Consider the following 15,904-nt stretch of genomic DNA (forward strand, 5'->3'; position numbering starts at 1 on the left):
CCCGCCACGCTTGAAATACCGGCGCCCGCGTCCAAGGTACGGCTCGCGCGAGACCAACTCGCGGCGACAGGAGATTTTAGATGACGATCAGCGTCGGCGACCGCCTTCCCACCACCACTCTCGTCAAGGCCACCGCGGATGGCCCCGATCAGGTCGACACCGACAGCTTCTTCAAGGGCCGCAAGGTTGCCCTCTTCGCCGTGCCCGGCGCATTCACGCCGACCTGCTCCGCCAAACACCTGCCCGGCTTCGTCGAAAAGGAAGCCGAACTGAAGGCCAAGGGCGTCGACGAGATCGCCTGCGTCTCGGTCAACGACGCGTTCGTGATGGGCGCATGGGGCAAGTCGGCGGGTGCCGGCGACATCACGATGCTGGCGGACGGCAATGGCGATTTCGCCAAGGCGATCGGGCTGACGATGGACGGCTCGGGCTTCGGCATGGGCACGCGCAGCCAGCGTTACTCGATGCTGGTCAACGACGGCGTGGTGGAGCAGCTGAACGTCGAGGCTCCGGGCGAATTCAAGGTGAGCTCGGCCGAGCATCTCCTCAGCGAAATCTAATCCTCCCCGGCACGGGGAGGGGGACCGTTCGCTTATCGAATGGTGGAGGGGGCTCACCGCGAGCGTTACGCTCGTGGGGCGCCCCCTCCGTCAGCCCAAGCGGGCTGCCACCTCCCCGACACGGGGAGGATTGAGGTGGTCTTGCCACCGTAACCTCCGCCACCTAACACTGCCCGATGACAATCGCATCCGACCTCGTCGCCGACCTCGACCGCCTCTACCGCGCTTCCGTCGAGCGCCTCCAAGCCGCGATGAGCGCCTATATCGCCGACGGCACGGCGCCCGATCCGGTCAGCCGCACCGACGGCTCGTTCGCCTATCCCGAGATCCGCCTCATCTATAAGGGCGGCGTCGACCGCCCCACGCCACTGCGCTCGTTCGGTCGCATGGTCACGCCCGGCGAGTACAAGATCAGCGTCACCAAGCCCGCGATCTTCGCCGAATATCTGATCGAACAGCTCACGCTGCTGATCGAGGATTACGATGTTACCGTCGAAGCCGTCGAAGGCCGCCAGGAAATCCCATTTCCGTACGTCATTGAGCCCGGCCACGCGCTGAGCCTTGACGAGGTCTCCGCCACCGAATTGTCGCGCCATTTCCCGGCGACCGAACTCGCGCATATCGGCGACGAGATCGCCGACGGCCTGTGGATTGCGCAGGACGAGACGCGTCCGCTCGCGCTGTTCGATGGCCTGCGCACCGATTTCAGCCTCGCCCGCCTGCGCCATTACATGGGCACCCCCGCCGAGCACGCGCAGCGCTTCGTGCTGTTCACCAATTATCACCGCTACGTCGACGAGTTCGTCCGCTGGGCCGGCACGCAGTTGGGGGAAGGCTCGCGCTTCACCAGCCTGTCGGGCGCCGGCGGGATCACGATCTCTTCGGGCGACGACATCGACAAGATCATCTCCGACAGCGCGTGGCGGCGGCACCAGATGCCCGCGTACCACCTCATGGCGGACGACCGCACCGGCATCACGCTGGTCAATATCGGCGTCGGCCCGTCGAATGCGAAGACGATCTGCGACCATCTGGCCGTGCTACGTCCCGAGGCGTGGCTGATGATCGGCCATTGCGGCGGCCTGCGTCCCAGCCAGCGAATCGGCGATTACGTCCTCGCGCACGCGTACCTGCGCGATGACCATGTCCTCGACGACGTCCTGCCGCCCGAAATCCCGATCCCCGCGATCGCCGAAGTCCAGCTCGCGATGGCGAAGGCCGCAGAGATCGTCTCGGGCCAGTCGGGCGAGGAATTGAAACGCCGCCTGCGCACCGGCACGATCGTCACCACCGACGATCGCAACTGGGAACTCCGCTATTCGAAGTCCGCGTTGCGCTTCTCGCTCTCGCGCGCAGTCGGCATCGACATGGAGTCCGCGACCATCGCCGCGCAGGGCTACCGCTTCCGCGTCCCCTACGGCACGTTGCTATGCGTTTCGGACAAGCCGCTCCACGGCGAGCTGAAACTGCCCGGTCAGGCCAACCGCTTCTACGAACGCGCGATCAGCGAGCATCTGCGGATCGGCATCGAGACCTGCGAGCAACTGCGACTCGAGGGCGCCAAGCTCCACAGCCGCAAGCTGCGCGCCTTCGACGAGCCTCCGTTCCGGTAAGCCTGGCCGGTAAAAACCGGAGCGGATCGCGCGGGAATGCGTTACGCTTCCGGAATCATTGCTGAGGGACCATAGCCATGGCCGACACTGACACGCCCGATACGGACGCCAAGAAGCCCGCCGCCCGTCGGCGCGCGCCGCGCAAGGCGAGTGCGCCGAAGGCGGCTCCGGCTGCGACGTCGTCTGCAAAGCCGGTCGCGCCCAAGCCCGTACCGGTGACCAAGCCGGCCGCGGACAAGCCGGTGTCCGCCGCGCCGCCCAAACCCGTCGCGAAACCAACGCCAAAGCCGCGTTCGACCAAGCGCAGCACGCCCCGCCCGGCCCCCGCGCGAAAAACCGCCACGCCGGTCGTGGTTGCCAAGCCACCCGAAAAGACGCGTGGCAAATGGGGCGCCGCTGCGATCTTCAGCGGTGTCGCGGTCGCTGGCGCCGCAGTTGGCGCGCTCCTGACGCTGCGCGGGAGCACGCCCAAGGTTCCGGCGGCGCCCAAGCCTAACGGCAAGCACGCGCATCAAGCAGACGGGGCGGACTCGTCGAAGTCGTTCGAGGCTGGAATCGCCGATCCGGGGACGGTTCCGGAGTAAGCTGCTCACGCCGAGCAGCACACCACCCCTGATAGCACGCCACCCCGGCGGAGGCCGGGGCCCAGTTGGGGGACACTGCTAACGGAGCGATGCGCTTCATTACTCGGGACGTTCCAACTGGGCCCCGGCCTTCGCCGGGGTGAATTGGGTTGGATAACCCGGCCTACTCCTCTCGTTCCCCCGCGGAGGCGGGGCAGAGCTAAAACCGCGGTAGCGTTCGTAACCCTGGGCCCCCGCTTTCGCGGGGGAACTAGGAGTTAGCGGGCGAAAATCAGCTGGCGATAAGTCAACGCCCCCATCACCACCCGGTCGGCTTCCCCTTGTTCTGCACGTCCAGCCAAGCCTTCAACGGCGCGAAATACTCGACCAGCGCCTTGCCCGACATCTCGCGGCTGCCGGTGAACACCTGCAACGCATCCGGCCACGGCTTCGACTGCCCCATGCTCAGCATCGCATTCAGCTTCGTCCCCACCGCCTTGTCGCCGTAGAACGAACAGCGATGCAGCGGCCCCTTCCAGCCGGACTGGTCGCACGCCGCCTTGTAGAACTGGAACTGCAACACCCGCGCCAGGAAATACCGCGTGTACGGCACCGCCGCCGGGATATGATATTTCGCGCCCGCATCGAACTTGGTCTCGTCGCGCGCGACCGGCGGCTTGATCCCCTGATATTGGAGCCGCAGCTGGTCCCACGCCGCCTGATACCCGGTCGTCGGGATCTGCCCCGAGAACACGCCCCAGCGCCATTTGTCGATCAGCAGCCCGAACGGCAGGAACGCGACCTTGTCCATCGCCTGGCGCAGCAGCAACCCGATGTCCTTGTCCGCGCTAGGCACCTTCGCCTGGTCGAGCAGGCCGATCTTCACGAGGTAATCCGGCGTGATCGACAGCGCGACGGTATCGCCGATCGCCTCGTGGAAGCCGTCGTTCGCGCCGTTTTTGTAGAGGAACGGCTGCGCCTTGTACGCGCGCTGATAGTAATTGTGGCCAAGCTCGTGGTGGATCGTGACGAAGTCGTCCGCATTCACCTTGGTGCACATCTTGATCCGGATATCGTCCTGGTTGTCGAGGTCCCAGGCCGACGCATGACAGATCACGTCGCGGTCCGCCGGCTTGGTGATCTGCGACCGCTTCCAGAACGTCTCCGGCAGCGGCGCGAACCCGAGCGACGAATAGAACCCCTCGCCCTGCTTCACCATCTTGAGCGGATCATATCCCTTCGCCTTGAGCAACTCCCCGGTATCGAAACCAAGATCCCCCGCCCCCTTCGGAGCGACGATGTCGTAGATGTTGCCCCATTCCTGCGCCCACATGTTGCCGAGCAGGTCGCTGCGGATCGGGCCGGTCTTCGCCTGCACCGCATCGCCGTATTTCTCGTTCAGCTTCCACCGCGTGTAGGTGTGGAGCGCCATGTAGAGCGGCTCGACCTGCTTCCAGATCGTGTCGGTCAGCGCCGCGAACTGCTCGGGCGTCATGTCGTAGCCCGAGCGCCACAGTGCGCCGACGTCCTTGTAGCCGAGCTCGCGCGCGCCTTCGTTCGAGATTGCGGTCATCTTCGCATAGTCGCCACGCATCGGTGCGCCGACCTTGTCGTTCCAGCTCGTCCACATCTCGGTCAGCTTGGCCGGATCGCGCACCGAGCCCATCGCCGCCTCGATATCCGACCCGTTGATCGGCTTGCCGTCGAGCGTACCCATGCCCTTGCCGTAGGACGACGACATCTTGGTGGTGAGCGTCGACAACTCCTCGGACGCACCCGGCCGCGTCGGTGCCGGCAGCGTCAGCCCGCCGCGCAGCAAATCGAGCTTGCGCTTGGTATCGAACGACAGCCCCGGCAGCGAGGCATAGCGGGCGGCGCCGAGCGCATACTTCACCCCGAGATCGGTCATCTCCGCGCCCGACTTCGCCGCCAGCGCATCGGTGTCGTCGGTGATGTAGGTCGCGTTGACCCACGCGACGCGGTTCGCATCGATCGACTTCGCCGCCATCACGCGCTCGGCTTCGGCGACGAACGCGTCGGCTTGCGCGACAGTCGGCTTGCCAGTGGCGGCGGGAGCTGCAGTCTGGGCCTGTGCCGTCACGGGCACGGCAATCGCGCACGCGAGCGCGATAAGAGAGACGGTACGGATCATGATCTTCCCCTGGATTATGCGCCCAGAGTGATGGTCCGCCGCCGCCCGGTCAACCGCCTACCGGCCAACCCTGTGATCCTCCCCGCCAGGGGGAGGTGGCGCCGAAGGTGACGGAGGGGGACGACACGGAACATCGGTCATCGCTTACCTCCCCCTCCGTCTGGCAAGGGCCAGCCACCTCCCCCTGGCGGGGAGGATCAAAGAGGAAGCAAGTCAGGCGGCCAGGAAGTCGGCGATCGCCTGACCAAGTTCGGGCTTCACCACCGCGCTCATGTGGCCGCCGGGCGTCTCGACATACGTTCCGTGGGGCAGCGCCGCAGCCAGATCCGGCGCCGAGCCGTTGTCCTGATCCTCCCCGCCGCACACCACCAGCGTAGGCTGCTGGATCGCCTTCACGCTCTCCAGCGGCGTATCGACGAACGTCTCGAGTATGCCGAGCAACGCCACCGGATCGCCACCGGTAGTCTTCAGGAATGCCTCCGCCAGCCACTCCGGCGTACCCTGGACATGCTGGCCCAGCTTCGTCAGGATATTGCGGAAATGCCCGGCCCGACGCGACGTCTGCGTCAGCCCCTCCAGCCCCATCCCCGAAAAGATCACCCGCCGCGGCGTCGCGCCCGTCGCCAGCATCCGCGACGTCGTCCGCGCGCCCAGCGAATAGCCACCCAGATCATACTCGGTCAGCCCGAGATGCGCGATCAGCGCATGGCCGTCCTGCGTCAGGGCATCCGCCGGATACGCCTCCAGCCCGTGCGGCCGGTCGCTGTCGCCATGCGCGCGCAGGTCCGGCATGATCACGCGGAAGCCCTTGGCGGCGATCTTCGCGGCGTGGCCATAGCGGATCCAGTTGGTCTTCGCGTCGGAGAAATAACCGTGGATCAGCACCACCGCGCGTCCCTCACCGACTTCGTGCCACGCGAGGCGCGTGCCGTCGAAGCTGTCGAAATATTGGGTCTCGCTGGGGGTGCTGGCCACGGTCTCATCCTGCAATGGTGTCGGCGTCCGTTCGGAGACCCGAACCCGTCTGTCAACGCCGCCAAACGAAAACGGGCGACCCGAAGGCCGCCCGTTCCCGTCGTCGTCTTGGGCAGATCAGAACTGATATCCGATCCCGCCCGAGCCACCGGCCCGACCCTGCGAGTCGTAGGTGCCGCTCAGCTTGACCACAGTGTGGCCGTCGTTGAAGGCCTTCGACATGCCGACCGCGACTGCCGATTGTCCGGCATAGGTGCCGCCACCGATCGCGACCATGCCCTTGCCTGCTTCATACGCCTGGGGAAGTCCGGCTGCCGCGAGCGCGCCCGACGTGCCCGCATAGCCGTCGCGTCGCACCGAGCGGAGGTCGAAGTCGAGCGCCGCGATCCGTCCGTCGGTATACGCATTGGCCTGCGTCACCGCCGAATTCATGCTCGAATTCAGCTGCCCGACATTGACCGCGTCGGTGGTCGACACGCCCGCCGCGACGTTGCTGAGCACGGTTGCCGCGCCGCCTGCGTTGAACGTCACGTTGGTCCGTCCGGCACCGTATTGGACCGAGTTGCTGCCGAGCGCCAAGGCGCTGTCCGCGGTACCCTGCGCCGTCGCGACCGCCTGGTTGGTGGTGTAGAGCTGACCACCATTCACCGCATCGGTCGATCCGGCCGCGACAGCTGCGGCGGCAACATTGGTGACCGTCACCGGTGCCGCCGCGTTGCCTCCCGCCAACGTCACCGTGTTGGTGCGGACGCCGTTCGCATCGGTGCCGTACGACACCGCGTTCACGGCGGTTAGCGCCAGGGCGTACACCTGCCCGCCATTGACCGCGTCGGTCGATCCCGCGGCGATCGATCCACCAGCGACATTGTGCAGCCCGACCGGACCGGCCGCCGCACCGACCAGCGTCAGGTCGTTGGTGGGCGTGCCGCCATTGGGGGTCGTGGGGCTGCCGGGGTTGGAATATTGCACCGTCCCGATCGCGCCGTTGTTGATATCGTTGCCGAGATTGGTGACCGCAGTGCTGACATTGGTCACCGAGGCGCCGAGATTGGCGACGGTCCCCCCGAGATTGGTGACCGTAGTCGACAGGTCGCTCACCGTATTGCCGAGATTGGTGATCGCCGTGGTGTTCGAGGCGACCGCCTGGTTGGTGGCGTTAAGCTGCGCGCCGTTCACCGCGTCGGTCGATGTGGCGTTGATCGCGCCCGCCGCGACATTGCTGATCGTCGTGCCTCCCGCTCCGCCGAGCGTCACCGAGGTCTGTGCGGCATTGTCGTAGCTCACACTGTTCGTCGCCACCTGGCCGATCTGCCCGCCCACGCCGGCAAGCGCATCGCCGACATTGGTGTAGGTCGTGCCGTTGATGACGTAGCTCGGGCCGGTGATCGCGCCGGTCGTGACGTTGTACGCAGCACCGCCGCCGAGGCTTGCGACGAACGCGTTGCCCAGCGTGTTCGAGACACCGCGCAACTGCGCGACGTTGACCGCGTCGGTATCCTCGCTGCCGGCGCCGACGCCGGTGATCTGGCGTGTGCCGAGCGGCGCGAACGTCCCGGTGGCGGGATCGACATAGTCGGCGGTGCGGGCAACCGCGATCTCGCCGATCGAGGATTGCGCGCCGGTGAGCCCGAACGCGGTGTAGTTGGCGACCCCACCGCGCAACGTCGACGAGGCGCTGCCCAGCGCGACGCTGTTCTCCAGATTGGCGATCGCCCCTGCGCCAAGCGCGGTCGAGGCGAAGGCGGTGGCCGACGAAAGCGTACCAAGCGCGGACGAACCGAAGCCGGAGGCAACTGAGCGTTCGCCGACGGCCAGCGTATAGTCCGCCGACGCCGATGCGGCGGTGCCGAGCGCCGTCGCGTTCAGGCCGCTCGCAGCCGAGTTGTTACCGAAAGCGGCGGCGAAGTCTCCCGTGGCGGTGCTGGCGTTGCCGACTACCAGCGTGTTGACGCCGCCGGTCACGATGTCCGACCCGAAGGCGAGCGAGCCATCGCCATTCACCTGGTTGCGGTTGCCGAGCGCCAGCGCGCCAAGACCGTTGACGACGTTGCTCGTGCCGATCGTGATCGTCCCGTTGCCGGTCGCCTGGTTGGTCTGGCCGATCGATACCGATCCGTTGCCGGTGGCGAAGTTGGTGTCGCCCAGCGCCACCGCGCCGATCCCCGTTGCCTGGTTGTCGCGGCCAAGCGCGACCGCACCGTCGCCGGTCGCGATATTGGGATCGCCGATCGCCACGGCGCCGTCACCGGACGCGATATTGGCGAAACCGATCGCCACCGCCCTGCCGGTGATCGCGCTCGATCCGTCGCCGATCGCCACCGATCCCGCGCTCGCGGCGACCGTGTTGCGCCCGGCGGCGATGGCGCCATCGGCACTGGCGACGGCGTTCGGGCCGATCGCCGTGGAATCGGTACCCATCGCCCGCGAGTCCGCCATGACCGAGGTCGTGTTGAAATAGCGCAGATCGGCGCTCGTCGGCATGCCGCCGAGCGATGTCTCGATCGCGGACACGGCACCCTGCACGCTACCATAGGTGGTGCCGCCATAGAGGATGCCAGCAGCCACCGCGCCGGTACCCGGATCGTAGGTCGAGCTCCCGCCGAGCGCGGAGGCAACGCTGCTGCCCAGCCCGAACAGCTGCCCGCCATTAACCGCATCCAGGCTGCCGGCGCCCAGCACACCCGCAGCCACGTTGGTGATGCGCTGCGCTGCGCCACCACGGTTCGCGCTGAACGCCTGAAGCGTGCTGTCGTACAGCAAGGCGTCGGTTTGAAGCGCGGTAACGCTGGTATTGATGTTCGCGATGTTGGTCGTGTTGACGCCGACCGCATCGTTGGTGGCGCCGAGCTGTGCGCCGTTCACCGCATCGGTGCTACCCGCGCCGAGCGTGCCTGCCGCGACGTTGCCAAGCACCACCGGCGCGGCCCCTGCCCCGCCGAACGTGACGCGCGACCGGCTCAGGTCGTCATATTGCACCGCCAGCCCGTTCAGCGTGCCGACCTGGCCGGAGACCAGCGCCAGCTGACCGCCGTTGACCGCGTCGGTCGACCCGGTCGCAACCACCCCGTTGGCGACATTGTGCAGCGCGACCGCACCGGCTGCGCCGCCGACCAGCGTGGCGTCGTTCGACGGCACGCCACCGTTCGGCGTGGTCGGCGTACCCATATTGGAATATTGCAGGGCACCGATCGCGCCATTGGCGATATTGGTGGTGAGGTTGGTGACGTTGGTGTTGGTCGCGAACAGCTGGCTGCCGTTGACCGCGTCGGTCGAGGTGGCACCCAGTGCGCCAGCCGCGACGTTGCCGAGGCCGACCGGTGCCGCCGCACCGACGCCGCCGAGCGTCGCCCGCACGCGGGTCGCGTCGTCATACTGGACCGCCAGCGTGTTGAGCGTGCCGACCTGGTCGACAACGGTCGAAAGCTGACCGCCGTTGACCGCGTCGGTCGATCCCGTCGCGACGACACCCGCGGCGACATTGTGCAGCCCGACCGGCCCTGCCGCCGCACCGACCAGCGCGACGTCGTTGCTCGGCAAACCGCCATTGGGCACGGTCGGCGTCGCGGCGTTCGAATACTGGACCGCGCCGATGCCGCCATTGCTGATGTTGGTCGTCAGGTTCGTCAGCGCGGTGTTGGTGTTGGTGACGTTGGTGTTGGTCGCGAACAGCTGGCTGCCGTTGACGGCGTCGGTCGAGGCCGCATCGAGCGTACCTGCCGCAACGTTGGTCAGCGCGACCGGTGCCGCCGCACCGACACCGCCGAGCGTCGCACGCGCGCGCGTCGCATCGTCATACTGCACCGCCAGCGTGGCGAGATCGCCGACTTGGCCGGACACGGTCGCCAGCTGGCCGCCATTCACGGCGTCGGTGGAGCCTGCCGCGACGACGCCGGCCGCGACATTGTGCAGCCCGACCGGTGCTGCCGTGGCACCGACCAGCGCGACGTCGTTGGTCGGGGTACCGCCGTTCGGAACCGTCGGCGTGGCCGCGTCGGCATATTGCACCGCGCCGATTGCGCCGTTGGTGATGTTCGTCGTCAGGTTGCTGACGTTGGTGTTGGTCGCGAACAGCTGGCTGCCATTGACGGCTTCGGTCGAGGTCGCGTCTAGCGTGCCCGCCGCGACGTTACGGAGCGCAACCGGTGCCGCCGCACCGACACCGCCCAGCGTCACGCTTGCTCGGGTCGCATCGTCATACTGGACCGCACCGCTGGCAACCGTGCCGATCTGCGCCCGGACGCCGGCAAGCTGGCTGACGTTCACCGCGTCGGTGTCCGCCGAGCCTGCCGCGACGTTGGTGATCTGGCGTTCGCCCCCTACGGTGCCGACGGAAACTTCGCCCGCCGAGTTCTGAAGCGCGGCAAGCCCGACCGCGGCGTAATCCGCCTGTGGCCCGCGCGCGGCAATGCTGTTCGCCCCCAACGCAACGCCGTTGACGCCGGTGGCGGTCGCCCCCGTACCCAGCGCAACCGCGCCCGTCGCGCCCGCACCGACGCCAGCATTGGTGCCGAGCGCAATCGACCCCAGCGCGGTCGCATCGGTCACCGACCCGTTGCCGAACGCGATCGAGTTCTCCTCGCCTGCAAACGCCGCCGCCCCGGTCGCGCCGAGCCCGGTGATCCGGTTGCCGCCGATCGCGATGCCGGCCGGGGTCCGGAGCTCAAAACCGTCCGCCTGCGAAACGCAGTTGGAATTCGGCCCGATCGCATTTCCGTTTATGTCCAGTACGCTCAGCGTGATGTTGTCGCCATCGGCCGCAGAGGTCAGCAACCCATCAACGTCGATGGTCTGCGTCGTTGCGGGAAGCGCCGGAATCAACCCACCCACCAAGGGCAGGACGAGAATTCGGTTTACGGTCGTCAGGATAGGATTAAGCGTGTTCTCGATAGGTGTGACGACCCCGCCGATGACGGGGCGCATGATCTCGGTAACGACCGATTTCGGAAGGCTGACGCCGGAGCATACGCCAACGACGTTGGGGGGCGGGACAATTTGGGCAACGGCTGGTTGTGACGCGAGCGTCGTCGCAGCGGCCAGCCCAATCAGCGATACACCGCCGCGAATCTGCCGCATGATGCTCGTGTCGCGCCGCCGCCGGGCGGTTTGGTGCATCCCGGATGTGGTGACGCCCGAATTCCGAGCTTGCGACGCATTCCCATAAGCCGATGCGATAGACATGCCGATAACCTCCACAAGCGACTGCAAATGCAGCCCAACCGTCACCGGACACTGGTTGTCTTCCAACCTAGTGACCGGAACGTGGGAAGCCTCGACCTATGATTACTAACAGTAAGTTACCTGTTAAAACGGCTTTGATATCTAGTCACTATGACCGGATTCTAGATTTATACTTACATTGGTTATAAATCGTAGCATTACGAGATATCAAAGTTCGATTTTGCTACAAATGTTAACAGGCTATCTCCTGACCGAAGATCAACATTTGACCCAAAACAAAACAAGGTTTGTTATGTGGCCAATTGTCGAAGTGGGTCTGAAGGCCCCGCGACGAGCGCCGAAAAATTTTGGGCACGCTCCGAAAACCATAAACCGCGCCGCCACTCTGGATGGCGACGCGGTCAGGCGGATCGAAGCAGTTGATATCGGGGCGAGTCGCCCCGCGCAGTTTAGGCCTTCTGCAAATGCCGGCGCCCAAGCAGTTCGGCGATCTGGACCGCGTTCAGCGCCGCGCCCTTGCGGAGGTTGTCGCTGACGCACCACAGGTTCAGGCCGTTCTCGACGGTCGGATCCTCGCGCACGCGGCTGATGTACGTCGCGAAGTCGCCGACGCATTCGATCGGGGTGATGTAGCCGCCGTCCTCGCGCTTATCGACCAGCATGATGCCGGGCGCCTCACGGAGGATGTTCTGCGCTTCCTCGGCCGAGATCTCGTTCTCGAACTCGATGTTGATCGCTTCCGAATGGCCGACGAACACGGGGACGCGGACGCAGGTCGCGGTGACCTTGATCTTCTTGTCGAGGATCTTCTTGGTCTCGACGACCATCTTCCACTCTTCCTTGGTCGAGCCGTCGTCGAGGAAGCTGTCGATATGCGGGATCACGTTGAAGGCGATCTGCTTGGTGAACTTCTTGGGCTCGGCCGGATCGCCGACGAAGATGTTGCGGCTCTGCTCGAACAGCTCGTCCATACCAGCCTTCCCCGCGCCCGACACCGACTGATAGGTCGAGACGACGACGCGCAGGATCTTCGCGGCATCGTGCAGCGGCTTCAGCGCGACGACCATCTGCGCGGTCGAGCAGTTCGGGTTGGCGATGATGTTGCGGACCTTGTAGCCGTCGATCGCTTCCGGGTTCACCTCGGGCACGATCAGCGGCACGTCGGGGTCCATGCGGTAGAGCGACGAATTGTCGATCACGACGCAGCCGGCAGCGGCGGCGATCGGTGCGTAGACGGCAGTCCCCTCGGAGCCGATCGCGAACAGTGCCATGTCCCAGCCGTTCCAGTCGAAATGCTCGATGTTCTGGCATTTGATCTGCTTGCCGGTGTCGCCGTAATCGACCATCAACCCTTGGCTGCGCGACGACGCGACGCAGGCGATCTCGTCCGCCGGAAACTCGCGCTCCGCCAGGATATTGAGCATCTCGCGCCCGACATTGCCGGTCGCCCCTGCGACCACCACCCGATAACCCATGTCTTAACTCCGATTGGACTTGGGCGGGCAGTACCGACGTTGCGCGACGAGGTCCAACGGCTTTCGACTTGTTGCGTGGATAGGGGAGTTTGGGGGGATCGCGGCGACCGTTGCACCTGCTTCCTTGTTCCCCCGCGAAGGCGGGGGCCCAGACTGGGCCCCCGCCTTCGCGGGGAACAAGCTAGTGCTCAGCGATGTGGATCAGCACCTGCCTGAGCAGTAGCACCACCCCGGCGGAGGCCGGGACCCAATTGGGGGACGTTGCTAACTGAGCGCTGCGGTCCATTACTGCGACCTTTCCAACTGGGCCCCGGCCTTCGCCGGGGTGGTGGCTGGGGAAGGTGCACAGCTAGATCCGCCCCCGCCTCAATCGTGCGTCCTTGCCTGCCACGTCGCATGCTCGATCCCATGCACCTTCGCCAGATGATCCGTGATCGCATCCAGCTCCCCAGCCGGCACGTTCGTCGCCACCAGCGTAGCAGCAATCTCGACCCGGTCCTCGCCCCGCTCGGTGACGTCCAGCTCCGCCACCTGCAACTGCGCCGCCTCCAGATGCTCGACCACCAGATCGCCGATCGGCCCGGCATCCCCCGCCGCAACCGTCACCATCACGCTATACGTAGCCTCGATCGTCCGCCCCTCGGTCGGGATGCGGTTGATCCCGTCGACCAGCGGCCGCAACGCGGTGTTCGCCAGCAGCACGACGAACGTCAGCAATCCCGCCTCCGCGATCATGTCGCTGCCCGCGCACGACCCCACCGCCGCCGAGCACCACAGCGTCGCCGCGGTGTTCAGCCCGCGGACGTTCATCCCCTCCTTCATGATCACGCCCGCGCCGAGGAAGCCGATCCCCGACACGACATAGGCGATGATCCGGATCGACTCGACGTCGCCACCCAGCCGCTGCCCGAGATCGACGAACGCCGCCGACCCGAGTGCGACCAGCGTGTTCGTCCGCAACCCCGCGGTCCGCTGGCGATATTGCCGCTCCGCCCCGATCAGCGTCCCGAACACGAACGCGGCGATATAGCTCACCAGTGTGTCGAGGAACGGCCACAGGTGAAACGTCTCGACGAACCGCACCGGCGTTTACTTGACCGGAACCGCAGCCGCCTCGGGCACCGGCTTGTCCTTCACCGTCCGGTCGAGGAAGTTCAGGATCGTCCCCCAGACATGCTCGCTGATCCCAGGCCCCGATACGCGGTGCGTGTACCCCGGGTAGAACATCATCTCGAACGGTGTCGCGGTCGCCTGCATCCGCGCGGCGACCTTGGTCGAATTGTCGAGGAACACGTTGTCGTCCGCCATGCCATGGATCAGCAGCAACGGATCGACGATGCGGTTCGCCTCCTCGACCGCCGCCGATGTCGAATAGCTCGCCGGGTCCTTCGCCGGATCGCCCAGATAGCGCTCGGTATAATGCGTATCGTACAGCTGCCAGTCGGTGACCGGCGCGCCCGAGACCGCCGCCGCATACACGACCGGCGTCTTCTCGAGCATCTTCAACGACATATAGCCGCCATACGACCAGCCATAGGTCGCGATCTTGCTCGGTTCGACGAACGGCAGCGACTTCAGATAATTCGCGCCCGAAAGCTGGTCCTCAACCTCGACCGTGCCCATCGCGTGATAGATCTGGTCCTCGAACGCCTTGCCACGGTTGTACGAGCCGCGATTGTCGATCTTGAAATAGATCCAGCCGCGATCGACCAGATACTGCGGCAGCGCACCCTGCCAGCCGCGCGTGACCTGCTGGCCGGTGCCGGGGCCGCCATAATGTTCGAAGAACACCGGGTATTTCTTGCCCGGCTCCAGCGGCGGCGTGATCATCTCGTAATAGAGCGTCATGCCGTTCTTCGCCTTCAGCGTGCCGAACTTGGTCTCCTGATGGCTCGACAGATACGGGTAATAGGGATGCCCCTCGACCACCGCATTCTCGTTGATCCACGAGAGCCGCTTGCCGGTCGCGTCCGCCAGATAGACCTGGGTCGGCTGCTTGGGGTTCGAGCGCGAGATGATGAAGCGGCTGGCTGCCGCATCCATCGTCGCACTGTTCCACCAGCCAGCCTCGGTCAGCCTGGTGATCGCGTTCGGCTTGGCGACGTCGACCGAATAGAGCTGTTGCTCGAGCGCGTCGTCCTTGTTGCCGAGGAAGAACAGCCGCCCCTTCGTTTCATCGACGCCGACCAGATCAGTGACGACCCAGTCGCCCTTGGTCAGCTGCGTCCATTTGCCCGATGCGAACCGGTAGAGATGCCCGTAGCCGCTCCGCTCCGACCGCCAGATCAGGCTGCCGTCCTTGAGCACATGATACGCATCCGACAGGTTGAGCCAGCTCTTTACGCCCGACTTCTCGGTGAACAGCACCGTCGACTTGCCGGTCGCCGGATCGACACGCAGCATCTCGAGCAGCTTCTGGTCGCGGCTCTGGCGCTGGACCAGCAGCATCCGGCCGTCCAGCGTCCAGTCTACGCGCGCCAGATAGATATCCGGGTTGGTGCCCAGATCGACCTTCACCTGCCCCGAACCATCGGGCTTCATGATATACAGGTCGACCAGCACGTTGGGCGTACCGGCCGCCGGGTAGCGCTGCTCATACACCTTGGTCCCGGTCGCGCCGATCGACGCACGCGTTGCGGTGTGCACCGGCGCCTCGTCGAACCGCTCGACCGCGACATAGCGCTCGTCGGGCGACCACCAGTATCCGGTGCGGCGATCCATTTCCTCCTGCGCGACGAATTCCGCCTCGCCGAAGTGGACCGTGCCGCCCCCTCCGGTGGTGACAGCCCGCGCGGTGCCGCCGCTCAGCGGCTGGACGAACACGTTCTGGTCGCGGACGAACGAGACGAAGCCGCCCTTGGGGCTGACAACCGGGTTCAGCTCGCCACCGGGCGTGTTGGTCAGCCGCGTGACCTTGCCGTCGAGCCCTGCGAGATACAGGTCGCCGTCGAGCGGCACGAGGATCGACTTGCCGTCGGGCGCCCAGTCATACGCGACGATGCCCTTCTGTCCGCCGATCCGCGCGCTCGCGCTGCATCTTCTCGGCCTCGGTCAGCTCGGCACCGCTGCCGACCTTCTTCAGAATCGACCAGCATGCGCGCCTGCCCGGTCGCGGTATCGACCGCCCAGAGATCGAAGCGCTCCTTCTCGTCGTCGCGGTTGCGCAAGCTCGTCAGCAGCGTGCCGTCCGGCGACAGCCGCACCGCGCGGTTGAGAGCCAGACAGGTCCGGATTGCCGAAGACGCGTGCCATCGTCAGATCGCCGGGCTTAGCCGCCTCGACAGGCTTGACCGGCTCGGCGGGCGCTACCGCCGGGGCCACCTGATCAGCAGCCATCGCGGCGGTTCCGACCGAAGCAAGCGCAAGCCCGAGCAACCATGTTCGCATC

At 65.9% G+C, this 15,904-nt stretch carries 8 protein-coding genes and 1 pseudogene; 3 read left to right on the forward strand and 6 right to left on the reverse strand.

Translation table 11 applies throughout. The features are described 5' to 3' along the window. Positions 1-80 precede the first annotated feature (80 nt). From QP181_RS06950 to QP181_RS06960, 3 genes are all read left to right on the forward strand, one after another. Complete coding sequence (locus QP181_RS06950) at positions 81-560, forward strand: peroxiredoxin (RefSeq protein WP_332754166.1); 480 nt, start codon at positions 81-83, stop codon at positions 558-560. Positions 561-736: 176 nt separating this feature from the next. Continuing rightward, the gene (locus tag QP181_RS06955) at positions 737-2,173 is read left to right on the forward strand and encodes an AMP nucleosidase (RefSeq protein ID WP_333928091.1); all 1,437 of its coding nucleotides are present in this window, start codon (positions 737-739) and stop codon (positions 2,171-2,173) included. Between the two features lie 77 nt (positions 2,174-2,250). After that, positions 2,251-2,757, forward strand: a complete 507-nt coding sequence (locus tag QP181_RS06960) for a hypothetical protein (RefSeq protein ID WP_333928092.1) — start codon at positions 2,251-2,253, stop codon at positions 2,755-2,757. Between the two features lie 298 nt (positions 2,758-3,055). On the opposite strand, the gene QP181_RS06965 is transcribed toward QP181_RS06960, so the two are convergent. The 6 genes and pseudogenes from QP181_RS06965 to QP181_RS06990 all read right to left on the reverse strand — a co-directional run bounded on the left by QP181_RS06965 (position 3,056) and on the right by QP181_RS06990 (position 15,852). Next, positions 3,056-4,888, reverse strand: coding sequence for a M2 family metallopeptidase (locus QP181_RS06965; protein WP_333928093.1), 1,833 nt, complete (start codon positions 4,886-4,888; stop codon positions 3,056-3,058). Positions 4,889-5,101: 213 nt separating this feature from the next. Next, the gene (locus QP181_RS06970) at positions 5,102-5,863 is read right to left on the reverse strand and encodes an alpha/beta fold hydrolase (RefSeq protein ID WP_333928094.1); all 762 of its coding nucleotides are present in this window, start codon (positions 5,861-5,863) and stop codon (positions 5,102-5,104) included. Positions 5,864-5,980: 117 nt separating this feature from the next. Next, positions 5,981-10,783 (reverse strand): YadA-like family protein, encoded by a 4,803-nt coding sequence (locus QP181_RS06975; RefSeq protein ID WP_333928095.1) that lies wholly within the window; start codon positions 10,781-10,783, stop codon positions 5,981-5,983. 707 nt (positions 10,784-11,490) lie between these two features. Then, positions 11,491-12,516: an aspartate-semialdehyde dehydrogenase gene (locus tag QP181_RS06980; RefSeq protein WP_307085559.1), complete on the reverse strand. Its 1,026-nt coding sequence runs from the start codon at positions 12,514-12,516 to the stop codon at positions 11,491-11,493. Positions 12,517-12,882: 366 nt separating this feature from the next. Next, positions 12,883-13,599: an MgtC/SapB family protein gene (locus QP181_RS06985; protein ID WP_333922747.1), complete on the reverse strand. Its 717-nt coding sequence runs from the start codon at positions 13,597-13,599 to the stop codon at positions 12,883-12,885. 6 nt (positions 13,600-13,605) lie between these two features. Continuing rightward, positions 13,606-15,852 (reverse strand): annotated as a pseudogene (locus QP181_RS06990) (S9 family peptidase). Positions 15,853-15,904: the final 52 nt, after the last annotated feature.

The organism is Sphingomonas sp. LR55, from assembly GCF_036856015.1.
Taxonomy (GTDB): domain Bacteria; phylum Pseudomonadota; class Alphaproteobacteria; order Sphingomonadales; family Sphingomonadaceae; genus Sphingomonas.